Annotated in this window: 18 protein-coding genes and 3 pseudogenes; 11 read left to right on the plus strand and 10 right to left on the minus strand. The window is 52.3% G+C overall.

Translation table 11 applies throughout. The features are described from left to right. The first annotated feature begins 163 nt into the window (after positions 1-163). From AC2CF9_RS11595 to AC2CF9_RS11605, 3 genes and pseudogenes are all read left to right on the plus strand, one after another. Positions 164-478, plus strand: a complete 315-nt coding sequence (locus AC2CF9_RS11595; protein ID WP_484557071.1) for a hypothetical protein — start codon at positions 164-166, stop codon at positions 476-478. A 380-nt stretch (positions 479-858) separates the two neighbouring features. Next, positions 859-1,046: pseudogene (locus AC2CF9_RS11600) on the plus strand (hypothetical protein). 613 nt (positions 1,047-1,659) lie between these two features. Next, positions 1,660-4,044: a hypothetical protein gene (locus AC2CF9_RS11605; protein WP_484557072.1), complete on the plus strand. Its 2,385-nt coding sequence runs from the start codon at positions 1,660-1,662 to the stop codon at positions 4,042-4,044. Between the two features lie 31 nt (positions 4,045-4,075). On the opposite strand, the pseudogene AC2CF9_RS11610 reads toward AC2CF9_RS11605, so the two are convergent. After that, positions 4,076-4,949, minus strand: a pseudogene (locus AC2CF9_RS11610) (phage portal protein); the annotation flags it as partial. A 4-nt stretch (positions 4,950-4,953) separates the two neighbouring features. On the opposite strand from AC2CF9_RS11610, the pseudogene AC2CF9_RS11615 reads away from it, so the two are divergent. Beyond that, a pseudogene (locus AC2CF9_RS11615) lies at positions 4,954-5,697 on the plus strand (contractile injection system protein, VgrG/Pvc8 family); the annotation flags it as partial. 63 nt (positions 5,698-5,760) lie between these two features. After that, positions 5,761-5,979: an ogr/Delta-like zinc finger family protein gene (locus AC2CF9_RS11620; RefSeq protein WP_484557073.1), complete on the plus strand. Its 219-nt coding sequence runs from the start codon at positions 5,761-5,763 to the stop codon at positions 5,977-5,979. 160 nt (positions 5,980-6,139) lie between these two features. Here the strand turns inward: AC2CF9_RS11620 and AC2CF9_RS11625 are convergent, their stop codons facing one another. Continuing rightward, complete coding sequence (locus tag AC2CF9_RS11625) at positions 6,140-6,826, minus strand: RipA family octameric membrane protein (RefSeq protein WP_484557074.1); 687 nt, start codon at positions 6,824-6,826, stop codon at positions 6,140-6,142. A 621-nt stretch (positions 6,827-7,447) separates the two neighbouring features. On the opposite strand from AC2CF9_RS11625, the gene AC2CF9_RS11630 reads away from it, so the two are divergent. Continuing rightward, a complete protein-coding gene (locus tag AC2CF9_RS11630) occupies positions 7,448-8,341 on the plus strand; it encodes an ABC transporter six-transmembrane domain-containing protein (protein ID WP_484557075.1) in 894 nt (297 codons plus the stop codon). 213 nt (positions 8,342-8,554) lie between these two features. On the opposite strand, the gene AC2CF9_RS11635 is transcribed toward AC2CF9_RS11630, so the two are convergent. Beyond that, a complete protein-coding gene (locus AC2CF9_RS11635) occupies positions 8,555-9,436 on the minus strand; it encodes a LysR family transcriptional regulator (protein WP_333715524.1) in 882 nt (293 codons plus the stop codon). A gap of 104 nt (positions 9,437-9,540) precedes the next feature. Between AC2CF9_RS11635 and budA the strand changes: the two genes are divergently transcribed. From budA to AC2CF9_RS11650, 3 genes are read left to right on the plus strand one after another with little or no spacing between them, the layout of a single operon-like run. Further along, the gene (gene budA / locus AC2CF9_RS11640) at positions 9,541-10,323 is read left to right on the plus strand and encodes an acetolactate decarboxylase (protein WP_484557076.1); all 783 of its coding nucleotides are present in this window, start codon (positions 9,541-9,543) and stop codon (positions 10,321-10,323) included. A gap of 14 nt (positions 10,324-10,337) precedes the next feature. Further along, positions 10,338-12,017, plus strand: a complete 1,680-nt coding sequence (gene alsS / locus AC2CF9_RS11645; protein ID WP_150016858.1) for an acetolactate synthase AlsS — start codon at positions 10,338-10,340, stop codon at positions 12,015-12,017. 22 nt (positions 12,018-12,039) lie between these two features. Continuing rightward, a complete protein-coding gene (locus tag AC2CF9_RS11650) occupies positions 12,040-12,813 on the plus strand; it encodes a (S)-acetoin forming diacetyl reductase (RefSeq protein WP_484557077.1) in 774 nt (257 codons plus the stop codon). Positions 12,814-12,874: 61 nt separating this feature from the next. Here AC2CF9_RS11650 and AC2CF9_RS11655 read toward each other — a convergent pair whose 3' ends face one another. The 5 genes from AC2CF9_RS11655 to AC2CF9_RS11675 form a co-directional block, all read right to left on the minus strand. Then, positions 12,875-14,656: a bifunctional diguanylate cyclase/phosphodiesterase gene (locus AC2CF9_RS11655; protein WP_150016861.1), complete on the minus strand. Its 1,782-nt coding sequence runs from the start codon at positions 14,654-14,656 to the stop codon at positions 12,875-12,877. Positions 14,657-14,722: 66 nt separating this feature from the next. Continuing rightward, positions 14,723-16,813, minus strand: a complete 2,091-nt coding sequence (locus tag AC2CF9_RS11660; protein ID WP_484557078.1) for a putative bifunctional diguanylate cyclase/phosphodiesterase — start codon at positions 16,811-16,813, stop codon at positions 14,723-14,725. A 333-nt stretch (positions 16,814-17,146) separates the two neighbouring features. Further along, on the minus strand, positions 17,147-17,530 hold the full coding sequence (locus tag AC2CF9_RS11665; RefSeq protein ID WP_484557079.1) for a lysozyme inhibitor LprI family protein: 384 nt from the start codon (positions 17,528-17,530) through the stop codon (positions 17,147-17,149). Between the two features lie 56 nt (positions 17,531-17,586). Next, positions 17,587-18,618, minus strand: a complete 1,032-nt coding sequence (locus AC2CF9_RS11670; RefSeq protein WP_484557080.1) for a tyrosine-type recombinase/integrase — start codon at positions 18,616-18,618, stop codon at positions 17,587-17,589. Between the two features lie 917 nt (positions 18,619-19,535). After that, the gene (locus AC2CF9_RS11675) at positions 19,536-19,826 is read right to left on the minus strand and encodes a hypothetical protein (protein WP_484557081.1); all 291 of its coding nucleotides are present in this window, start codon (positions 19,824-19,826) and stop codon (positions 19,536-19,538) included. A 1,084-nt stretch (positions 19,827-20,910) separates the two neighbouring features. Between AC2CF9_RS11675 and AC2CF9_RS11680 the strand changes: the two genes are divergently transcribed. Then, positions 20,911-21,276 (plus strand): hypothetical protein, encoded by a 366-nt coding sequence (locus AC2CF9_RS11680; RefSeq protein WP_071669404.1) that lies wholly within the window; start codon positions 20,911-20,913, stop codon positions 21,274-21,276. A gap of 64 nt (positions 21,277-21,340) precedes the next feature. After that, complete coding sequence (locus AC2CF9_RS11685) at positions 21,341-23,383, plus strand: pyrroloquinoline quinone-dependent dehydrogenase (protein ID WP_484557097.1); 2,043 nt, start codon at positions 21,341-21,343, stop codon at positions 23,381-23,383. 51 nt (positions 23,384-23,434) lie between these two features. On the opposite strand, the gene AC2CF9_RS11690 is transcribed toward AC2CF9_RS11685, so the two are convergent. Both AC2CF9_RS11690 and AC2CF9_RS11695 read right to left on the minus strand, forming a co-directional pair. After that, positions 23,435-23,869: a DUF4174 domain-containing protein gene (locus AC2CF9_RS11690; RefSeq protein ID WP_484557082.1), complete on the minus strand. Its 435-nt coding sequence runs from the start codon at positions 23,867-23,869 to the stop codon at positions 23,435-23,437. Between the two features lie 85 nt (positions 23,870-23,954). Next, a partial coding sequence (locus AC2CF9_RS11695) for a sensor domain-containing diguanylate cyclase (protein WP_484557083.1) occupies positions 23,955-25,222 on the minus strand: 1,268 nt, incomplete at its 5' end.

Here is a 25,222-nt window from a genome sequence, read left to right on the forward strand (position 1 = left end):
CCGCAGGCACGTAAAGCACGTTTCCACTCTGATCCACTCTGAACCTTTCGACCCGATTAAAGGCAGCGACGCTAATTACATCGCCAAATACATCTCGAAGAACATTGATGGCTTTGTAATGCAGGGCGAAAAGGATGATGAAATCGGCTAAATCCTGCGTGATATGTTGAAAGCCGTTTGCGCATGGGCATCGCTCTGGTGCATTGATCAGTTCCAGCAAATTATCAATATGCCGGTTACGGTTAAGCGCGAGCTTCGCTACCTTCGCGATACACTTTTATCTAAGGAGAAGATGAACGCTGTGCTGGCGTCTGCTTCCGTTGTCAGCTGCTGGGCGTCTTATACGATGGCGCAAGACAACCTACTGGTTGCTCGTGATGATGTGGTGATCTGCTTCTGCTACGAAATCACCGAAATGGGCAACGAGTACGCTGAAGATGTACAGAGCATTCACTCGCCTCACTATCAAGATGTTTAAGTATTCACGCATTCGGTGAAGTGGGAAGCCGTAGCCAAATTAGCCTAAGCGTCAGCGAAGGCCGTTCCTTCTAACGGCATTGCCGCCCTTGGAGTTCTGTCAATAACTGTAGGGGGCCAGAGCGCCGACTGTTAGAGCTTGAACTAAAAGCCAGGGGATTCAACGGTGATGAATATGAAATTGGGCTGTTGCTTAAGGGTTGTAGCCTCAATGCAGGGGCGAAAATGCGGCTTTTCTACGGGAAAGGCAGATTGCAGGAAGAACCATTCTGATCTGGCAAGGTTCAGATCAATCCCATTGATAAATAAAAAATAGTTCCAATTCCTACTGGATTTTCTATGCTGTATGCATAAGCAGTAGTTGTAAGCAGAGGAAGGAACATGCAGGACTATCTTTTGGAGTCGGTGAAGCTTCAGCGTATTGATTTCTTTTAAAACTCGTTGCTGTCAGTGATTGTAGTGATGATGAAAAATAGCTTACTATTCAGTGGGTGTCAGAACTGACGGATGAGCTGATGCGAAGGGTTAGCAGCCACGAATATTCACGCATGATGCAGGCTTCTGAATAGTTTTTTCAGATGTTAGATGCAGTGAAATGTGATCGAATGGGAATCTCTAACTAGACCGGAAACGCTTACGGAAGGTAAGTCCGAACATTATCAGAGTTGTGAGGCGTTAGGTTATGGCTAAAAGTCCCGAAAAATTCCAAATCATTTATCAGGGTGAAGTGCTTACCTACTACAATCCTGGCGAATAGGTGTTTTTCCAACGGCCAAAAAAGTGTGGCGGGGGCTATTGGCTCGGTAAAACTCACGACTTCGTTTTCATGCTTGAGATCCCGTATCCCGTTTGATTGCAGCAAGGAATGGAGTTCATAGACATGGCTGAGGGATTTGTCGCTTTTAAACTCCCGTCTGTGGACGACTTCAAGCTGGAGTGAAGAGTGCGTGTCTATGCCGCATGAATTCGCATGATCCGAAAAGGATCGCTTTAGCCTCGGCCCGCCAGTTCTGGCGGGCTTTTGCTTATGTCAGGCAGGTGCATGAAAACCACTGCATAAAGCGGGCAGGCGTGGCGGGGGTACGAGCGCGCGCTGACTAGAATAGGCAAACCCATCAAACTGTCGGATCTTCATTAAAATCTGGAAATATGTTATGAAAAGAAAAAAATAGAGGATTTGAAATGAAGAGTACAAGGAAAATAATTAAGGTATTTATTGGTTCCCCTGGCGATTTAACTTTAGAAAGGGAGTTAGCTAGAGATGTTGCAGCTGAATATAATGCGAATAACTCTAATTTAACCGGATATCAAATTGATATGGTTGGTTGGGAAGAAACTATTGGCGGGATTGGAAGGCCTCAAGAAATAATAAATAAGGACTTGGCTAGCTGCGAATTGTTTGTTGGTATGCTTTGGAAACGATGGGGGACGCCTCCAGATAAGTCAGGAATTTATACGTCTGGCTTTGAAGAAGAGTTTTCATTATCGTTTAAAAAATTTCAGTCTGAGGGAGTTCCTCAGATGCTAATGCTTTTTAAAGATGTAGAGAAAAATCTATTACAAGACCCCGGGGTTGAGCTTAAGAAAGTGATCGATTTTAAAGAAAAGTTGATCAGAGAAAAAGAGGTGCTATACGAAGTATTTAATGATGCACGTTCTTTCGAATTCAAGTTAAGAAGATTCCTTACAAACTATGTCAATGAATTATTTGAGAGTGAGCTAAGTAATCCTGTTAGCGAGGGAACGGATAAAAATAAGCAGAATAAATCAAGTGAGGTTTCGATAGCGGAAGGCGAAGAGCTTTCAGGTTTTTCTAACGAAAGCACTAACTTTATAAACAAACTTGCAGAAGAGATGAAAAAGGATGAGAGAAATAATTTAACTTCTGAAGATGTTGCTTATTTTAGACTGTTAGCTAGCTCTCTAAATAAGCATGGTAATGATGAAATGTATTTAGGTGCTCACGATTCAAATTTAATTTTCTTACATAAGGATAAATTTGATATTGGTTATAGAGAGCGGTTGGCGTTGGCTTCTGCTGGATTGGATTCTTTTGATAATCATAATACTCCATTGTGGGAGTGGTTAGATCTAGATGATGTGCCGGTGAAAATCTATCTTCTATACTTTGAAGGCAAACTTAAGGCTAAGCTTATAGAGGCATTGACTCTAATAGGTCTTGAACTTGATGAATATAGAAGTGAAGAAGTCAAAGATTGGTTTAGAGAAGGTCAAAGCGATGAAGTTAAAATTGCGGCTGCAAAATATCTTGCTAATTTAGGTAAAGTTAATGATATCCCAATCCTGACTTCTGAGTATAATAATAAAAACTATCGAACAGATGCTTTAGTTCGAGAAGCATTAATCTTAATTGAAATGAGAGAGAGTGTCGTAAAAGGATTTGACAAGTATATTGAGTTACAACCTTCAATGTTAAGTGCTAAAGCATTAAGCTATTTGCGCGAGGGGCAGGATAGCCTCGATAATGAAAGATTATATATCGGTTTAAGTAGTAAAAATACAGAAATAAAGCTATTGTGCATTGATAAATTAAAAGAACGTAATTTATTAAGTGTGGATTTGATTGAGAAAGTCATTGAGAGTGATGACTATAAATTGAGATTGCGAGCTTTAGAGTATCTATCAAGTGCAAATAGGGCGTTTTATCGCGATAGGGCTAAGTCAGTTTTAATTATAAAGAATGCTTCTAGTAATAATGAAGAATATTATGATCAATATATCTCAAGCTGTCAAGTCTACGAAGAGTATGATTTATTGGTAAAAGAAAATGATAAGTTCTCATTGAGTGCCATCCCTCTTGTGTGTTTAGCAAAATTAAATAAGAAAAAATATTTGCCTCTGATAAGGGGGATTTTATCAAATGGATGTAGTGACTATTATGATAAGCGGTTGTTATCTATACTACCGGAAGGCAAAACTAAGGACGATTTTTTTTCAGGTAGTGCTAAGGAATTTGTTACCAATAGAATGACATCAGAATTAGTAACATGGCTTTCCTCGTGCATGTACAAAGAAGACCTCATGTTGATTAGAAGCATTGTATCGAATGGTAATATATATATATCAAGTGAAGTTTTAGATTACTTTTACAAGAATGGTGAATGGATAGATATATCGTTGTTGAGTGATGCAAATTTGCAAAAAAGGTCAGCTAGTCTTTTAAGTTTCGTAGATAATAATTCAGCTTATGCTCGAGTTGCTGATGTTGCTCTCAAAATCGGCAAGGGCAGGGAGGGGGAATTGATTGATTTGAATTTAAATAAAAACATAATACCAATTATTATTTCAAGGTTGCCCGCTAAGTCATTTAAAAACCTGAGTGATGATAAGATAGTGAGTTTGTTGAATGACTATTCATCGAAAATAAGAGAGAAGGCAGCATTAAAATCAATTGACTGCCTTAATAAATCCAGAGTTAAAGGTCTTCTAAAAAAATTGCAGCTTGGCGATAGTTATTATTACAACTCAGTGCACTGGCTTGATATGGGTATCTCTGTAAAACATGACTTGATTGGCCGAGCAGTTAAGACCATTTTAAAGGATTGATTTTATAAGGCTGGCCTTGCGTCAGCCTCATTTAAATAAATTTATATTTGAGGAAATTAATAACATTTATGCCTGACCATGTGTTCATCTCTCGAATTCTTTTTTGTTGAGGCAGTATTTCATTTCTTACAAAAACCTCGCTAGCTTTCTCTACTTCCCCAACCCCCCCAACATTATTCGGCATGATTCCCATCATCTGCGGCGGCACCCGGTGCGCGGCCATCATGTCGTCACGGCTCACGTTTTTGATGTTAAGAAACTCATCCTTAGCTGCCACCTCTGACAGCGGGATGATCTGAATCCCGTCCTTCTTCCCGTTCGGCGAGTACATGAACTGATTGCGGAAGTTCCCCGGCCCCTTGGCGCTTTTCATTGCCTGGCGGATATTATTCACGTCTTCCTGATTCTGCGTGGCGTCGGTCATGTACATGATGAAACCGGCATGGCTGCCATTCAGGTAGTATTTGCGGCGGAACAGCGTTGCCGACTCGTTTAGCAGTGTGGACGGGAACGCCGAAAGGTATTCCGGCAGGCCGTAAACTTCCTGGTTTAAATCCGGCTCCATCAGATGAAACACGCTGCCTTTCATGAACTCATAGGGCTGTGTGTTAATGCCGTACTGCACAAACCAGTAGGTGTCTAAATCGGTGCCGCGTCGCGTAAATTTTGCCAGTGCTGGCTCAAGCGCCAGCACGCCGCCGAGCTTGTTGGTGCGCTTCTCCAGATAGGCGTTGCCGAACACCAGATAGTCCTGGGAAGCGGCTAAACGCCTGCTGGCTCAGCAGCGGATGCGGGATCAAGGTGCTGGTCAGAATGTTACGCTTTACGTTGATCGGCGAACTGTGATGCATGGCTGCGCGGAACGCGCGCGCCAGCACGTCAAAGCTCACCGGCGGTTCATACCATTAGTCGTGGCACCAGACCAGCGTCGGTGAGGTGGTGAAAGAGATTGCTGGGCGTCACAAGCTCAAAACGGCGGTGGGCGACGACGTGGCGAAAATGGCATTTGATCACATCGATCAGACTAAAAAGTCAGACGCCAGCTTTTTAATGCGCCTAGCGAAACAGTGCGGCGCGGTGGCCTGTATCAAGGACGGCAATCTGCTTTTTATCCGGCAGGGGCAGGGCAAAACGGCGAGCGGCAAGGTGCTGCCGGTGATCACCATCAAACGTCAAGACGGTGACGGGCACCGCTTTACGCTGGCTGACCGCGACGCCTACACCGGCGTGATCGCCAGCTGGCTGCACACCCGTGAACCTGCAAAGAAGCCGGAAACCAAGGTGAAGCGCAGGCGGCGTAAAACCACGGCCAAGAAGAAGGAGCCGGAGGCAAAGCAGGGCGATTACCTGATCGGCACCGACGAGAACGTGCTGGTGCTGAGCCGCACCTATGCCAACCGGAGCAACGCCGAGCGCGCCGCCAAAATGCAGTGGGAGCGGCTACCGCGCGGCGTGGCAACCTTCTCCATCCAGCTGGCGCGTGGGCGTGCAGATCTCTACACGGAAATGCCGGTGAAGGTGAGTGGGTTTAAACAGGTGATTGATTCGGGGGAATGGATTATTACGACGCTGACGCACAGTCTTAACGCCGACAATGGCTACACGACCAGCATTGAGTTTGAAGTGAAAATAGATTCGCTCGAAATGGAATGAGTGCTATCTCAAAATGGTTAAATTAAGTATTATCCATTTCAATTGGGTTATGGAGACAACGCGATGATGAATTGTCCTTTATGCGGGAATGCGGCACATACACGTAGCAGCTTTCAGGTATCAGCAACAACCAAAGAGCGCTATAACCAGTGCCAGAGTATTAATTGCAGCTGCACGTTTAAATCCCATGAAACGGTTTCTGAGATCATTATGAAGCCCGGAACGGTTAAGCCAGTTCCTCCGCATCCGGGAAGAAATCAGCAGCAACCGCTATGGCTGTGATTTTGGATGATATTTGACTATGCTACAGCCAATCAAAAATTTCAAAAAAATAAAAAACTTTGGTTATTAGGTGCAACTATGCGTAGTTGCACCTTTGTTATTGCGATCAAAATATCAACTGGTTAAGGTATATTTAAAATTTAGGGCGCTTATTGTGAAATCAATCTTCGCTATACTCTACTTTGCGTCTATACATAGTGATAGGTCTTGAACCGAAACGGCCTCTTCCGTATCCACAAATCATCGAAACTACAACTAGCAATGACATTATTGTGCTAACAACTACGAAAATATTAACAGAGTTTGTATCTTCAATAGAACGAATAAGATTTTGGTCTAATAGGTATTTAAAACCTAGAAGAAACCATACTATTACAAAAACACAGCTCACAATCTCATTTATTTTAGAAACAGAATAAGTCTGCGTTGGATAAACAGTTTTGTATAAGGGGCCAGTAAAGGCATCTTCAAGTAAATCAACGTGAACCTCCCAGTGGCGTTGCCAAGTCTTACTACCTATGTTAGTAAAATGCCATGCTAAAGATAATACAAATCCAATGCATATTAAAAAGTACACTTCAACATGATTAAACTTATCTGGCTTGAAATAGTTGTCAGAGGAGATTAAAGCGAAGTATCCGACAAATGTACTGGCTATAAAAGCCCAAAAATATGTAGCTCTTTTCCAATACATTTCAATTTCAAAGTTTCTAGTGGCCCATGCCATTTCGAAAGCTCTTTCCGCTTTTTTTGGATCTATTTCTATTAACTGCTCGAAATATTCCCTTTTACTAAGCTTAACTAACTCAGAAGGTTTGTTTGAAACTAAATATTTAAACATGCTCATAAATCAAGCTCCTATATTCCCTATCAAATTAAATAGATTTTTTATGAAACTATTAAGTATTGGATGCAAAAGTTTTTGTAGATCTTATCTAAATAAAAAAATTGCTTGATAACTTAATTGCATTGTTCAAGCAGTTATATAGAAACGCAGGTTCATATCATCAATTGAATCAATCTTGATCCGAAATTAGCGTTGGCACAACAAGCATACATGTTTTTTGGGCACTTATCAGGAGCTGCATTAGCATGTTCTATGTAAATTTTTAGGCTCCAATTGCCTATCGCTAGGGCGGCATCGAAAAATCTGCTGCCATTTTGCTGCCAATGGCAAATTCTTAAAACAAAAAAGCCACCTCGAAAGGTGGATTAATTATATGATTTTAAAGATAAAATTTGGTAACCCCTGCTGGGTTTGAACCAGCGACCAAGCGATTATGAGTCGTGTGTAGCTTAAATTTCTAAACCCTCCAGTTCTTATACCCATTCGCTTCTTTGTGTCTTATATGCCAAATAGGCGCTGTCTTCTTCTAAGTCAAAAGGCGCATTGACTTTGAGCGACCGCTCAAATAGACTCGCATTCAGTTTGAGCGCTCGCTCAAACACATGCTTAAGTTAAGACGTTATGAATATCCTGAATACTCAACACACTCAGCAGGCGCCTGCAGGTGCAGTTGCCACGCTTAAAAGGCTGGGACTGCGTCACAGCAAAAAACTCATTATCACACTGGGGCTCGTGATTGCTGAGAATGCGCTCTATTTACTTTATCCCCTGTTAGCGGGCTTTGCGGTGAATGCCATACTGGCGGGCAATGCCTTGCATGCCGTGCTCTATGCCGTGATGGTGTTTGTGATGTGGCTGATTGGCGCAGCGCGACGCAGCGTTGATACGCGCACGTTTGCGCGCATTTATGCTGAAATGGCCGTGCCTGTGATCCTTGCTCAGCGTCAGGAAAATAACCGTGCTTCCATGGTGGCGGCACGCGTGACCTTATCACGAGAGTTTGTGGACTTTTTTGAGAAGCACCTGCCGGTGCTGATTACCTCTGTGGCCTCAATTGTGGGAGCGGCGAGCATGCTGCTGATCATTGAGTTCTGGTCAGGGATAGCGTGTCTGGGCATTTTGGTGTTTTTTGCGCTGTTTCTTAAAAGGTTCACACGCCGAAACGAGCAGCTTTTTCTGCGTCTGAATAACCGGCTGGAAAAAGAAGTGGATATGGTGAGTCATGCCCCCGCTTCACCGCTGGTGCGACACTACAGCGTGCTGGCACGCCTGCGCATCTGCCTCTCGGATCGGGAAGCGCTGGGGTATCTCGCCATTGGCAGCGTGGCCGCGTTGCTGTTTGGCAGCACCATTCTGGTGATGAGTCTGCGGGGGCATGTTGAGGCAGGTCATGTCTATTCTGTGATGACCTACATGTGGATGTTTGCCATGAGCCTTGACGACGCGCCTCAGCTACTGGAAAAATATTCCCAGCTCAAAGACATCGGGCGCCGGGTTAACAGCGCACAGGTTTAGCCGGACACCCATCCGGTGATAAAGAGACGCCGGAGGGAACAATGTGGCTCATCACCCTACTGACGCGCCTGACCCACGGACCCCGCTCCGTGAAGCGAAAGGGCAGGTCAGTTAACCGGGGGCCGCTTATCAGCCTGGCCTTCAAGCCAGTCTGCAAAGTGAATGCCTTCACACCAGACGACACGCCCTGAACGCGGCACCGCACCCGCGGCGCTACTGCTCGTTGAGCAGACTCAGCAGGTGCAGCACGCTCCGGCTTGGATGACTGCGACGCCAGGCAAAGGCGATATCCGTAAACAGTGTGTTGTTTTCGATTTCACAAAACCGCAGCTGTGGATGACCAATACAGCACAGCGAAGCGGGAACCAACGCAATGCCGCAGCCGGCGGCAACCATGCCCAGTGAGGCCGCTATCTGCGGGGCCTGCTGAAAGCGCGCGGCAGACAAGCCGGCACGCAGGCAGGTACTGACAATCAACTCATACAGGCTGGGGGCAACTTCGCGCGGAAACATAATCAGCGCGTCATCGGCCAGCTGCGTCAGCGCCAGCGTACCTGCTCCACTCAGCGCATGCCCTGCAGGCAGGGCTATCATCATGCGTTCTGTTTTGATCACCCGCAGATTAAAGGCTTTGCTGCTCTCACACGGCAGCCGGATAAACGCAGCATCAAGCTGCCCGTCACGCAAATCCTGCATCAGCAGCGCCATGTTCTCTTCACGCGTAATGAGCTCCATCGCCGGGTAGCGCGTTTTAAAGCGCTCCAGCAGCGTAAACACAGGTGCGCCAAAGGCCACTGAACTGGCAAATCCCAGTGACATCTGGCCGCTCATGCCACGCGCCACGCCGCGGGCTTTCTCCAGCGCATGATCCGCCAGCTGCACAATCTGCATGGCGTCCGGTAAAAAGGCGCTGCCGGCGTCAGTCAGTTCCACGCCCCGCGTCAGACGCCGGAGCAGTGGAGTGCCTATCTCATGCTCCAGGCGCTGGATCTGCTGACTCAGCGGCGGCTGCGAGATGCCCAGCATTTCGGCGGCACGGGTAAAGTGCAGAGTCTCCGCAACGGCAACAAAATAACGTAAATGGCGAAGTTCCATATCAAAAACGTCTCAAAGTTGGCAGCTTTCGCTATTGGATTCTGTGAGCACGCTGGCTCATCCTGATATTAACACGGCTTAACTATCAGTTTGTGAGGCAGGAAATGTATGATTTTGTATCCGGTTGTTCGTGCGAGGAACAACTTACCGACACCGTCCGTAAACTGGCCACGCATTCAGCAGAAAAGGTTATCTATCAGACCTCACTGATGAGCGCGCTGCTGCACGGCGTGTACGACGGCGCCACCACCGTCGCCGCGCTCTTGGAGCGGGGCGATTTTGGACTGGGCACGTTCAATCAGCTCGATGGCGAACTGGTGGCGTTTGATCGTGAAGTTTATCAGCTCCGTGCCGACGGCAGTGCCCGTCCGGCCCATCCGGAACAGCAGTCTCCTTTCGCGGTCATGACCTTCTTCACCCCTGAATATGAGCACCACTTCAGTGAGACCGCCAGCCGGGAAGCGGTGCATCGCGTGATCGACAGCGTCATCACCTCTGATAACCACTTCTGCGCACTGCGCATCAGCGGCGAGTTTACCGCCGTGCAGACCCGCACCGTGCCCTATCAGTGCCGACCCTATCGCTCAATGCCCGAAGTCCTGGGCAACCAGCCTGTGTTTGCGTTTCATCAGCAGGCTGGCGAGCTCATTGGCTTTCGCACGCCACAATACATGCAGGGCATCAACGTGGCGGGTTACCACGAGCACTTTATCACCCGCGATCGTCAGGGGGGTGGCCACATCCTCGACTACGAACTGGCCAGGGGCACGCTGACGTTCGGTGCCATCAGCAAGCTCGTGATCGACTTACCCCAGGATCGCGACTTCCTGCAGGCCAATTTAAATCCCGACAACCTGGATGAAGCTATCCGCTCCGTTGAAAGTTAAGGACAGAGGTAGAGATGAAAGAGCTGAAAACCCATACAACCTGGCGTAGCGGGGCCGATCTGGTCGTGGCGCAACTGGAAGCCCAGGGCGTCAACCATGTGTTTGGCATTCCCGGCGCGAAAATCGATAAGGTGTTTGATTCGCTGGTGGACTCACGCATTGAACTGATCCCCGTGCGACACGAAGCCAATGCCGCGTTCATGGCCGCAGCGGTGGGCCGGCTCACCGGCAACGCCGGCGTCGCGCTGGTGACCTCCGGGCCTGGCTGTTCTAACCTGGTGACCGGCATGGCCACCGCCACCAGTGAGGGGGATCCGGTGGTGGCCATTGGCGGGGCGGTAAAACGCTCGGACAGTGCAAAGCAGGTGCATCAGAGCATGGACACGGTATCGATGTTCCGTCCGGTCACCAAGTTTGCGGTGGAGGTCACCGACGGGGCCGCGCTGGCCGAGTGCGTGTCGAATGCGTTTCGTCATGCTGAGAACGGGCGTGGAGGCGGGGCATTTCTCAGTCTGCCACAGGACATCGTCGATCAGCCGGTGACCGGCAGCTTGCTGCAGCATAAAGGCCGCGTCACGCTGGGCGCCGCGCCGGATGCGCTGGTGGAGGCGGTAAGCCGTGAAATCGCCCGCGCCAAAAATCCGGTGATTTTGCTGGGGCTGATGGCCAGTCAGCCGGAAAACAGCGCGGCCATTCATGCGCTGTTAAGCAAGAGTCATATTCCCGTGACCAGCACCTATCAGGCAGCCGGCGCCGTGCGTCAGGAGCATTTCTCCCGCTTTGCCGGGCGTATCGGATTGTTTAATAACCAGGCAGGGGATCGTCTGCTGCAGCAGGCCGATTTGATCATCACCATCGGCTACAGCCCGGTAGAGTATGAACCGGCCATGTGGAACAGCGGCAATGCGATACTGGTGCATATTGATGTGCTGCCGGCAGAGACCGATAACCGCTACCTGCCCGATGCCGAACTGGTCGGAGACATTGCGCAAACGGTACGCAAAATTGCCGAACGCGTGACCACGCCGTTGCAGCTCAGCCCCGCGGCTTCCGCTATTCTTGACGATCGGCAGCATCAGCGTCAGCTGCTGGCACTACAGGGCGCGAGCCTTGATCAGTTTGCCCTGCATCCTCTGCGGATTGTGCGTGCCATGCAGGACATCATCAACAGTGACGTCAGCCTCACGGTGGACATGGGCAGCTTTCATATCTGGATTGCCCGCTATCTCTACAGCTTCCGTGCCCGCCAAATCATGATTTCCAATGGACAGCAGACCATGGGGGTGGCCCTGCCGTGGGCGATCGGTGCCTGGCTGGTGGATCCCTCCCGCAAAGTGGTCTCTGTTTCAGGAGACGGCGGTTTTCTGCAGTCCAGCATGGAGCTGGAGACCGCGGTGCGGCTCAAAGCCAACATTTTGCACATTATCTGGGTAGATAACGCCTACAACATGGTGGCGATTCAGGAAGAGAAAAAGTACCAGCGCGTCTCGGGCGTGAATTTTGGTCCGGTGGACTTTAAAGCTTACGCCGAAGCCTTTGGCGCCGCGGGCTTTTCGGTGAACAGTGCCGCTGAGCTTGAACCCACACTGCGCCGCGCTATGGATGTGGAGGGCCCGGCGGTGGTGGCCGTGCCTGTTGACTACAGCGATAACCCGCTGCTGATGGGGCAATTGCACCTCAGTCAGCTGCTTTAATCACCTATAAAAGGATAACGCGATGAAGACCCGAGTGGCATTGGTGACCGGAGCCGGTCAGGGCATTGGCGCGGCGATTGCGCGGCGCCTGGCGCAGGACGGTTTTGCAGTGGCGGTCAGCGATTACAACGCGCAGACCGCGCAGCAGGTCGCTGACCAGATTGTCTCCGCCGGTGGTAATGCGATTGCGCTGCAGGCTGATGTGGCACAGCGCGAACAGGTGTTTGGTGCGGTTGAAGAGGCACGCCAGAGGCTGGGCGGATTTGATGTGATTGTGAATAACGCCGGGGTGGCGCCTTCCACGCCGATTGCGGAGATCACCGAAGAGGTTGTGGACAAAGTCTATAACATCAACGTGAAAGGTGTAATCTGGGGCATTCAGGCCGCGGTGCAGGCGTTTGCGACAGAGGGGCATGGGGGCAAGATTATCAATGCCTGCTCGCAGGCGGGGCACACCGGTAACCCGGAGCTCGCTGTCTACAGCTCCAGCAAATTTGCCGTGCGCGGGCTGACCCAAACCGCGGCACGCGATCTGGCCGCCGCCGGGATCACGGTTAATGCATTCTGTCCGGGCATTGTGAAAACGCCGATGTGGGAAGCGATTGATCGGCAGATTTCTGCCGCGGCAGGTCAGCCGGAGGGCTATGGCACACAAGAGTTTGCAAAACGCATCACACTGGGACGGCTCTCTGAGCCAGAGGATGTGGCGGCCTGCGTAGCCTTTCTGGCCGGTCCGGATTCTGACTACATGACCGGGCAGTCACTGCTCATCGATGGCGGGATGGTTTTCAATTAATCGCCCGCGTCCAGAGCCCGTGATGCAGCCATCACGGGCTCTGGACGCCTGATAACCGGACTCAGCGGCACAGCTCGCGCAGTTTCCACAACAGCCATGTATCCAGATCGGCATCCGTCATCGGGCGGGCATAGAAAAAGCCCTGGGCCTGATCGCAGCCATATTCCGTCAGCGTATGCACGGTTTCTGCATTCTCAACACCCTCAGCCAGCACCACATAATCAAGCTCTTTAAGCATGCTGATAATGCTGCGCGCAATAATACGCGACGCCATATCTGAAGAGAGATCGCTGATAAGAGAGCGATCAAGTTTGATCACATCCAGCGGCATGCGTCGCAGATAGCTGATGTTACTGTACCCGGTGCCAAAGTCATCCAGCGCAATATTAAATCCCCGCTGCTTCAGCCGCACCAGGCCTGCCATGGCCAGCGGACTTTCGATGATGCGTTCGGTCTCCAGGCACTCAATGCCCAGCAGCGAGGTGGGTAACCGATGCTGCTGCATTTGCTCTTCAAGCAGGGCCGCAAAGCTCTCGCGGGCAAAATCATTGAGGCTGACGTTCACCGTAATGGGCAGCTGTATACAGTGCGCGCGCAGGCGCGCCAGGCGTCCGATGGCGCGATCAATCACCCAGCGGGTCATGGCTTCGAGCAGCTCCGTCTGTTCTGCCAGCGGCACAAAGGCCACAGGCGAGAGTTCGCCATACACCGGATGACGCCAGCGGATCAGCGCTTCCAGACCAATGGGCGCGCCGGTTTGCAGACACATTTTAGGCTGATAAACCAGATAGAGTCCGCCCTCAGTACGCAGGGCCGCCGCAAATTCCTGCATCAGCGTGTCATCACGCGTGTCATACACTTTGGAGGACATGCTGTAGGTCACCGACGGCACGCCCCGGCCGATAGCGTCATGCAAGGCGCTGACGGCCCGGCGCAGGATGTCATGGGCCGTAAAAGCATCTGCAGTGAAATCCGCCTGGCCTGTGTGCGTGGTCAGCGCCACAGTCAGACTGTCATCCAGATCGGCCGTGATCCCCTCCATCCGGCCGGCAATCCACTCTGCGCTCAGGCGGCTGGTATGGCGGGTGAGCAGGGCAAAACGCCCCGTCGCCACGGTGTAGAGCAGCTCTCCGAGCGCCGGACGCAGGCGCAACGGCAACAGGGTGGCCACGTCTTTCAGCAGGCCCTCGACCGGGCCCATACCCATTGAACGCGCCAGTTCGTAGGCGCGCGGCATATCAATGCAATCAATTAACACCAGGCGCCGCGGCGTGACGTCACCGGACGCGGCGAGATATTGCAGATCGCGAAGCAGACGCTGCCGGTTAGGCAGGCCCGTCACCGGATCGGTTAAGCCGGAGGCGTGCCAGGCTTCCAGAAACGACATCACCAGCCGGGCCAGCAGCGTCAGGGTATCCAGCTGCTCTGCGTTAAAGGGATGGGGCTTGCTGTCTGTCACACAGAGCGTGCCCAGAATCAGCCCCTCCCGGTTTTTCAGCGGCACCCCAGCGTAAAACCGGATAAAAGGCTCACCTGTGACAAACCGGTGTGTGACAAAACGCGCATCCAGCCAGGTGTCCGGCACCACCATGGCCGCGTCATCATCCACCACGTAACGGCAGAGCGAGTCTTCACGCGTGGTCTGTTTGAGTGAAAAGTTGCATGCCGCCCGGATGTACTGTTCGTGATCGTCCAGGACAGAAATAAAGCAGCCCGGCATGCCCAGTACCTGGCTTGCCAGCCGGACAAATTTGTTCAGCACGTCATCGCGGCATTCATCGGCTTCACGCAGCGCGTCCAGCGCGCGATGACGCCGGTGATCGTCCGTGAGGTCAGTCAGCATAACGCCTCCCGGACAGGCTCATCAGGAGGACGGGTACGCGAAAAAAAGTCATGAAGGGCGTGTTCATCAGGCCGCTCCTCTGGCCGTTAACAGCCGTTCAAATTCGTCAGGACTCAGGGGCTGGCTCAGCGCATGACCCTGCAGAATGTCACACTGCGCCTCATTGACCAGCGCACGCTGCGCGGGACTCTCTATACCTTCTGCCAGCACACGGAGATCAAGGCTCCGGCCCAGTGCCGCAAGCGCGCTGAACATCATGCGAATCCGGCTGCTCTCTGCCAGCTGCGCCGTCAGGGATTTATCGATTTTCAGGCCCGCGATGAAGTCATATTGCAGCAGGTTTACGGCACCCAGCGTGCGCCCGTAGTGATCGATGATAAAGCGGGCACCGGTTCTTCTGAGGGCGTGAAAACGTGCCGGCACCTCCTGAACCAGTGAGGTAAACAGGGACTCGTCCACTTCAAAATGCACAAAACTGGCGTCATTTTGCGTTAATTCGCCCAGCAGCCGGTCCAGCCGGATATCATCAAGCTGACGCGGGAAGAGATTGATACTGACATGTAAGCCGGGATAGCACCGGCGCCACTGGCTGACCTGATGCAGCGCACTGCGCAGCACCCACTCACCCAGCATAATCGACAACGAACTTTTCATCAGCATGCCCATAAACGCATCGGGCAAGAGCAGACCGCGTACCGGATGCTGCCACCGCAACAGTGCTTCACAGCCAATAAGGTCATCGCTTTGTGCACAATATTGTGGCTGATAGAACAGCACAAACTGTTGCTGGCGCACGGCGACTTCCAGCTCTCGCTCCAGGCGACGGCGCTGCTGCTCCGCCTCCCGAAACACCGGTAAAAATTGCACGCTGCAGCCTTTACCCGCAGCTTTGGCCTGATAAAGGGCCAGATCGGCGGCCGACATAATGGCAGAGGCATCCCGTGCATGTTGCGGATACGCGGCGATCCCCACGCTTGCCCCCACGGTGACCGGCGAATCCTGATAGTTAAACGGTCGCTGTATAGCTGCGATCAGCGCCTCTGCAGTCAGCGTTGCCGCCTGACCGCTCTCTGGCAGCAGAACCACAAACTCATCCCCTCCCGGGCGGGCGGCAAGGATGGCATGCCGGCACACTGTGCGGATCTGTTCGGCGACGTGGCACAGCAGCGCATCCCCTGCGGCGTGGCCCAGCATGTCGTTGACCTCTTTGAATCCGTCCAGATCAACCATCAGCAAGGTAAAAGGCACCGCAGCCTGCGTGAGCTGCGTGAGCTGATCCATGAATGCGCTGCGGCTGGCGAGCCGGGTCAGCATGTCCAGCGAGGCGAGCTCACACAAACGGGCCTCACTGGCATGCCGGTCAGTGACATCGCGGACAATCATGCCGACCAGCCGCTCCTGCTCCTCCTGCCAGCCTGAAAACGAGACTTCCGCCGGAAACTCCTGGCCGTTGCGTCGCAGTGCCCAGATCTGCATACGCCGCGGCGGTGACGTCACCGCCTGCTCAGCCATCATGCGCGCCAACTCCTGACGATAATCGGTCTGAGAACGCTCAGAGACCAGGTTTGCCACGTATTCCCCCATCATCTCCTGCGCGCTGTAGCCAAAAAGCCGCGTGGCAGCGGGGTTCCAGAAAATCACGCCCTGCTTGATATCAGTACAGATGATGGCATCAGAGGAGGTTGACGAAATGGCCTCCAGCCGCTGCTGGCTGCTGTGCCGTAACAGCTCCAGCCGGTGTACTTCCATGCGATCCATGACAAGCGAGGCAATCGCGGTAAGGTGCTGATGGTCAACGGCGGTGAGTGCGGGTCTGGGCTGGCTATCCACCAGGCACACCGTGCCAATACGATGTTGCTCAGGCGTAATGAGCGGAATACCTGCATAAAACCGGATGTGCGGATACCCCAGTACCAGCGGATTTTGATTAAAGCGTTTGTCCAGCAGGGTGTCTGTGACACACAGGATGTCGTCTTGCTCAAGCGTGTGATGACAAAACGCAACGTTGCGGGAAGATTCGCAAATGGTCAGGCCGTAGCGCGATTTGAAAAACTGCTTTTCGCTGTCGATAAGCGAAATAAAGGCCATGGGCACCCGGAACAGCCGGGCAGCCAGCATGGTCAGACGATCCAGCGCCTCTGAAGAGGACGTGTTCATGAGTTGATATTGTTCAAGCGCCTTAAGGCGAGCGGCTTCATTATGCTGTGCGGGCTGCATGCCAAATCCCCCTGTAAACAAATACTGTGGCCGGCGTGACACAGCAAAATTGGGGACACGATCAGTCAGACAGGGTCGCTGTCGCCGGAAGAAAGGTCCTGCAAGTAAGCTCTGGCGCGTAAGCCAGAGTGTGGGTTTCTGTGTCTGTTGTTAACAGAACAGGGTCACAGCGTGACAGCAGGAGAAGAGTGTGGTCTGGCCTGCCACCCGATTATCGGCATGTCAGACCAGAACTTCAGGCAGGTTTTATTCTTAACGGTAAGTAACTGTGTCTTACAGCGGACAGCTCAGATCACCCTCTTCACAGTGCAGTAACCCCTGGAGCTCTTTGGTACGCTGCTCGGTTTTTTGCTGCAGACATTGCGATACCAGCATGGGATGGATAGAGCCACCGTGGCTGCTGGAGGTGGTGAAATCGCAATCCGCATCGCGAAATCCGATCCAGCGCCGCTGGGCCGCTTGCAGTAACGCTTTCTGCTCGCTGTCAGTGCGCCTGAGCACCTGCTGATAGGTTTGATTGAGGGCCGCATCCGCCGTTTTGTAGGCCGTCGCTGCGCATTGGTTCATCTCAGTCTGCGTCATGGCATTATCGCACTCTGCGGCAAAAGCACCCGCAGCAGGCAACATCGTCAGCAGGACCACTATCCGTTTTTTCATGCTCTTCTCCTGTTCCGTGTTTCAGCGTACGCGTTTACCCTGTACGCCTGCAGCCATTACGAGGGCGGGAAATGCCCATCCATGAAGTTCACCATGGCGCCATCATGCGCATCCACATGACGAATATAGCGCATCAACGTCTCGGGTTTCTTCCAGGTCCCTTCCTGCATGATTTGGGCAGTACTGTATTTCTGGGCGGCCATATCGATAGCGGCGCCAACGCGCGTGCTGTGCCCGGACCAGCCGCGGTAGCGTTTTTTATTGGTGAGCGCATCTTTTCCCGGACCGGCTTCTTGCCAGGCGCGGACAAAAATGTCTTCCAGCGCGCGCGTGGACAGGGGCTTACTGGTGGCGGGAACAGCGCGATTAGTCCGATGCACGGGCCCGAAAATATAGGCATCCGGCTCATGGATCAGGCCCGAGCGCGTAAGCCAGGCAGTGAGGCGTTCAGAGGAGAGCTCCCCCAGTGCCTTGATCAGGCCGCCGGTCATCACAATGGTCTTTGTCCAGCCCACATCCAGCACGATGCGCCCGTCTGCTGCACGCGTGATATCCCGCACGCGCAGCCGGCTGACTTCACTGACGCGCAGCAAAGTGGCATAGGCCACATGCAAAAACGCCAAATCACGCACCTGCTGCAGCCGCTCGGAGGCACGCCAGCACGTGTCGAGTTTCAGCAAATCCGTAATACGAAACGGCACGGCCTGCCCGGCGCGCTCTCCCTGAATCACGGCGGTGCGGTTGATTTTTTTCATCGCGCGGAACACCTGCGGCGCGCTGTTAGGCGGCACCAGCCCGGCATTGCGATGCAGCATGGAAATCAGCGCGGCGTGGGTGGCAATGGTCGAGGAGGCCTTGCCGCTGGCCTGCAGCCAGAGCAGGTAATCGCGCAGGCAGGCCGGCGCCATGGGTAAAAACGTGCGCCCGTGTTCACTGGCCCAGCGCTGGCAAATGCGCATCACGCTAAGCAACTGACGCCAGGTATTCTCCGAGAACGCCTCTTTATCACTGACAAATTCTTTAAGGCGCTGGGTGATGTCATCACTGCCAGAGACCATCAGGCCTGATGAAGATAAGAGTTCACTCATAAATGCTGTTACGCCCAGGTGCCGGCAATGCAGCACAGAAAGACAGGATTAGCGGGATAGCCAGCATCTTACCGTGATGTATTGAAAAATTACAGGTTCATATAAAGGGGTGCGCGTTAAGGCTATCCCACGCTGTTAACCCACACCGGCAGAAAAGCGGTTATGGGTTTAGCACGGTCGCGGACTAAAGCATGTGCATATGGGGGCAGCGTGAAAAGCGGTGCAGTTATACTGACATAAAAGCAAAAAACCCGTCGATTTGGGCATCACGGAGAGGCCTGACGGGTATGTCAGGAGAGTATACCCTTTGCAGCCTGGCTATCAATCCCCGTTGTTAACTGCAATGCACGCGGTCAGCGTTTATGGGCAGACAAACGAAGCGAACGCGCATGAAGGCACATCAATATGGGGTTGCCGGCTGAAACGCGCCTGCGCGTGGGTTTAAGAATAAATGTACATCCGGGCATGCGCGTTACCATGGCAAAACAATCAGCCGGAGATGTTAAATTTCTCGACGTCTGTGCTGCACGCGTTCAGGTCCCGTTTCGGGTTCCATGAAAAACGCAGGAATAATCAAAGCAACAAGCAGTGTCGTGAAACCATCTTGGAATAACTTTTTGTGATTAACGTTTACGTTCTGTGTGCACGGTGGGGCAATGAAGTATCAGCTCAAGCCATCAACTGCATAATTCACTTCTTTATATTCAACTTAGCCATCATGCCGTTTTTTCTGTTCTTCAGGTCAGCATTCAATAAAAGCAGAACACTGTGCTGTTGCCTGTAAACTTCCTGCAGAAAACGCGGGAGTCGGTTGATATGGACTTTATTAAAGGCAGGCCAATCTTATCAGCAGGAAATGTGAAGTAAGACTTCACCCTGGTAAGCATAACGACAAAGCCCGCCGAAGCGGGACTGGATTACCAATAATACTTGGTTGGTCTTTTATCGCACAGCCAGCCAATTCCATCGGGATCGCGGCCATGCAGAATCTTCCCTGCATTCGCGCGGTCATCAGCACGGCGTTTGCGAGTAGTGAAGATGTTATCCCACCAACCGGGATTTTTGTTGTAGCTCACACCCGGTGATCGTCTGCCATAACGGTCAGCATAATGGCAATATTTCGCCGCATAGCTTGGGTAAGGCACACGAAAGTGTGGTTTGGCTTTTCCGTGACGATCACGGTCTTTAATCTTATTGAAATCAGACATTTCCAGCTCCTTAAAGGTAACTAGAAATGCTCTCCTTCGTAAAACATTCCTTTCTCCTGTTCATGCCTGGCATCATAAGCCCGTTGTTCCTGAATGTCCGGTCTCTGGTGTCTTCTTCTATGACCACACATTCAGCAACCACAGCAACAAGAGGGCAAGAACTTTGTCTCTATACTTTTTTTTCACCCCCGCCAGCATTGTTGGATCTGGAGCTAACGTTTTTCAGCCGCCTATTATGACAGCGACGCATGGCTGTATTTTCAGCTATATCAGGCCTTCTTTTCCGGCGACAGTATGCCGTTTTGGTGTGTGTTCTGAATGGCGTGTTGAACGATATTTATCCATCACAGGCACATTGCGACAGCGTTGTATGAATCGCCACGGATCATTCATACACGCCTGAGTCGTTGATTATATTGGTTTTTGTATTTAGTCGGTCGCCTCTGAACGCTTGAGCCAGGCTAACATTTACTCTTACATAGCCTTCCCATGTAATTAAAAAATATCACTCCAGGCTTCTTCTTTTGGTCTGCATATCTTTACCTATCCATTCACGCTTCAGCAACCGGAAAAGCTTTCTGGTAGCGTTGTCCTGGCCGTCACCGCAACGGTTTATGCTGCTTCCGGACCGCGTGATGTCAAAAATGACTGCTATTCATAACTGGTGTACGGACTGCTCTGATCTGCGTGAACCAGCGCCTGTTTCTGAGGATACGTCCCCACACGGCCATCAGCAGCGCATTCAGGGCGATATCTTTTGTCACCCGGGATTTCATGGACCAGCCAACAGCATCTTTGTTTAAGTTCTTAAATGACGTTGGGGTGTCTGTTAAACCTGTGGCGATTCAAATAGCCGCAAATTGTGGGTGCTCATGGCTGTATAAAATATCTGCATAATGCGTTTGAAAACGCAGAGTTATATTCACAGAGCAGGTTGCTGACCTTCATCTATACTCACAGCGTTGGATACGTAATGTGGCCGGATAGATTTCCGGCTGTTGCGCTATCTTTTTGGCAGGCCTTTTTGCGCAACTCCGTGTGCCTGCGTGGTTTTATGACGTCTTTCAACAGGGGATCTCCTGCTATGTTGCATTCTCAATCATCACGGCTGGGCAGCATATTACTGCTGCTTGCAGCCGTTATCGGCTTTGGCGTGGCGCTTTATGCGTGGCTGACGCCACTCACCGGCGTAACCGGCACCATTGGTGCCCTGGGCGTGGCGATTGCCAGCGTGGTACTGGCGCTGCTGACCTTTATGGTCCGTGGCACCGCGGGGCGGGGCGTACGGGTGCTCTGGATTATCCTGACGCTTGCTGTGTTATTTGGCATCGGTTTTTCCGCTGCGTTACTGCATCAGTACATTATTACCGCTGCCATGGTCGTCGGGCTCATTGGCCTTATCGCGCTGTGTAAAACCCCACGGCATCATGCCAATCGCGTCAGAGTCTGAGGAGCCACCTGTGCAAAACAAACATCACTCACCGCTGATCAAAGTCAGCCTGACGGCGCTGGCCATGCTTGTCAGTGCGTCTTCAGTGCATGCTGAAGATAAAGCCACCGAGGCGTCTATGGGCGCACGGCAAAAGCTCAATGTGGACGCCGCCGACCAGCAGGATGCCGGCACCACAAAAACCACCAGTGAGGCTTCAACGGGTAAGCATGAGGGACAGCCTGTTGCGTCTGCCGCGCATCCAGGCACGCCGCTGGTGCCCACCAGTGCAACGTGGGACAGTTTTCATGGTCAGCTCAATGCACAGAAATACAGCCCGCTTAAGCAGATCACCGCAGAAAACGTCAGCAAGCTCAAAAAGGTCTGGGAATTTCACACAGGCGATGTGTCAGATGGCAAGGGCGATACGCCAGCTACCGTCTGGTCAGCCACACCCATCTTTGCCAATGACACCATCTATGTCGGTACGCCCTTTGACCGTCTGATTGCACTTGATCCGGGGACGGGCAAAGAGAAGTGGCATTACGACACCAAATCCCCGCGCAAAGCGCTGACGCAGCCGGTGCTGAAAAACCGTGGTGTTTCGTACTGGCAGGCGAAAAATCCGGCGGCGGGTCAGGCGTGCCAGAAGATTGTCTACATGGGTACCGTGGATGCCAAGCTCTGGGCGCTGGATGCGGATTCCGGAAAGCCGTGTGAGAATTTTGCAGACAAAGGCGTACTGGACATCGACCAGTGGAACACCGTTAACGCAAAATACCCGCTTTCCATTCTGCAACCACCCACGGTGGTGGGCAATCATTTGATGATTGGCTGGGCAGGAAAAGACTGGGCCTATGCTGAGGCCCCTCCGGGCACAATTTTTACGGTAAATGCGCAGACCGGCAAGCTTGAGTGGACCTTTGAGGCGCTGCCTGAGGATGTCCGCGCGCGCACCGGGACGGCAAACGTCTGGACACACATGTCAGCGGATGAAGCCAATGGCTTAGTGTATCTGCCGGTCTCTTCACCGTCACCGAACTACTGGGGTGGCAATCGCACCGAGTCGATTCCGCTGGGTACCTCAACCACGGCCCTGGACATCAACACCGGTAAAGTGGTCTGGTCACGTCAGTGGGTACATCATGACGTCTGGGATTACGACATCAACTCAGCGCCGACGCTGATGGACATTACCGTGGACGGCAAGCAGATCCCGGCACTGGTTCAGGCCACCAAACAGGGCTTCCTGTTCGTGGTTAACCGTCTGACCGGTGAGGATGTCTGGCCAATTGAAGAGCGTCCGGTACCGCAGGGTGACGGGTCAGTGCAGGGTGAGAAACTTTCGCCAACACAGCCTTTCCCGACCAAACCGGCTCCGTTGCTGGATCAGTCGAAAAAGCCGGCTATCTGGAAACTGGCGGATATCGTAGGTGCGGGCCAGTGTTCACGTCTGTGGGACAAGCTGAGCTACGATGGCATGTATTCGCCGCCTACAACCAAAGGCGAAGGTGTGCTGACCTATCCTGACAGTGCCGGTGGCGTACAGTGGGGCGGTGTAGCCTTCGATCCGCAAAAGCAGATCGCTATCGTGAACACCTCGCACATTGTGCAGTATATAAAGCTCTACAGCCGCGAAGACTATGAAAAAGCGGATAACGGGTCGGGCAATGAAAGCGGTTTTGCACCTCAGGAAGGCGCACCGTATGGTCTGCGTCTGATGGTCGCAAACAACTGGCTGGGCATGCCATGCTGGCAGCCGCCGTTTGGCGAAATCGTGGCTATTGATATGCACACCGGTGATGTGAAGTGGCGTCGTCCGGTAGGGGCATCGCAGCAGTACGGCTTCTTTATGCCGGAAAGCTGGGGCTCACCTACCATTGGTGGCCCGGCTATCACGGCAGGTGGTGTGATCTTTATCGGTGCCTCAATGGATGCCAAGGTTCGTGCTTATTCCGTGGACAGCGGCGAAGAGCTGTGGTCCGATCAGGTCGAGGCACCGGCTGTGGCGAACCCGTCTGTGTATGAATATAAAGGCCGTCAGTATGTGGCGTTTGTGGCAGGGGGCAATACCATCCTGAAAGATCAGGTAGGTGATCAGGTGGTGGTTTACGCCCTGCCTGAATAAGACGTTCTCAGCAACCGTCCGGAAAAGCGGGGCCTCAGTGCCCCGCTTTTTTCAGTTCTGGCCTGCCTTTCGCATCGGCATGCTGTCTACCAGTGAAAGCAGGGCCTCTGCACTGACAGGCCGGGTCTGTCGCAGCTTCATGCCACCGTCTTTGCCCACCAGCACAATTTCAAATCCAGCAGGATTGAGCTCTTTACGCAGTACACCGTTATCCGCAGGGCGGGTATCACTTAGCACCACCATGTCACGCTCACGCAGCGCCTGCTGATGCTGTTGCAGCAGCGTACGCTGCCGGACATAATCGGCATCCTGCGCAGAAGGCGCAAAAATCACCACCGGGCGCTGTTTCCAGCGGTAACCGTCAAGCGAGGTGCTTGACGGCGACAGTGTCTGGAACAGGTCATTGTTGTTCGCGTGCGCCAGACTGCTCATTGAGAGCGCCAGCAGCGCGCTTGCCACCGTAAAGCTGCATCGTGCCGTTCTCATTCCCGTCTCCTCTGTTCACCACCAGTGATAAGGATAGGTTGTCACGACGCGGCAGACGCTGTTCTGACCCTTCTTTACATCCGAATTACGAAACCGGTTCGCTGACACGATTGCGCCCGCTGCGTTTAGCCTGATAGAGCGCGCGGTCAGCCTGCTGTTTGAGCGTGTCTGCTTCACTCATGTCGCCCTGCGACACCAGCGCATAATACCCGGCGCTTATCGTGACCACGCCTTCTGGCAGCTCGCTGCTCTCATGAGCAATGCCCCGTTCCCGAACCGCTCTAACCGCCTGATCCGCGACGATGCGCGCCTCTGAGAAGTCGGTGTTGGGTAAAATGATCGCAAACTCCTCGCCGCCGTAGCGGGCCACGACATCTCCGTGATAATGCACCACACTTTTCAGCACCTGCGCCACATCCTGAAGACACTCATCGCCTGCGACATGTCCGTAGGTGTCATTGAAGCGTTTGAAATCGTCGATATCAATCATAACGAGCGCCACCGGATCGCCGGTTTTGTGTGATTTTATCAACGCCATCTCTAACAGCGCATCAAACTGCCGGCGGTTGGCAAGGCCGGTAAGGCCATCAACAAGCGCCAGCGACTGCAGCGTGTGATTGATGCTGGTGAGCTCATCCCGCACAAAGGTGAGCTCAATCTGATTACGCACGTTGGTGCCAACCTGACGCAGCACCAGAAAGCCCATGCCGGCAATCGCCAGCAACAGTGTCAGGTTAAGTAACAGATTGATCAGGTTGCTGGTTATCCAGTTTTTACGGATATCTGCGATATCATAGCCGGCGGTCACAATCAGCGGATAGCGTTCCAGTCGCGCATAGCCATAAACGCGCACCACGCCATCCAGCGACGATCGCCAGGTAGCATTGCCGCTGGAGGCGGCTTTGAGTTGGGTTTTAAACAGGGGGCTTGCAGACAGCATACGGCCGATATACGCATCTGAAAACGGGCGGATATATAACGCCGACGCATCGGCGAGGATCAGGCCCAGCGTATCTTTACTGCCCAGAGCATAGTAGCTGTAGTACTGGCGAAAGTAATCCACGCGCACGGTGGCCAGAGCAACCCCGGCAAAATTGCCTTTGGCATCATTGAGGCGTACCGAGACCGGGATCACCAGATCTCCCGTGGAGCGGCTGCGGACGACACGGCTTATCAGCAGGTTGGTGTCGTTATGGTTGCGGTGCCACTGAAAGTAGGCGCGATCGGCATTACTGGCGTTTGTAGGAACAAAATTGCCTGACGAGGCGATCCAGTGGCCGTCAGTATCATACACAAACAGCCCGTGAAGCTGCGGCAGTTTGCTCTGCTGCTCTTTGAGCTGGTGCAAAAACG

Source organism: Pantoea sp. SYBGC1 (assembly GCF_057197005.1).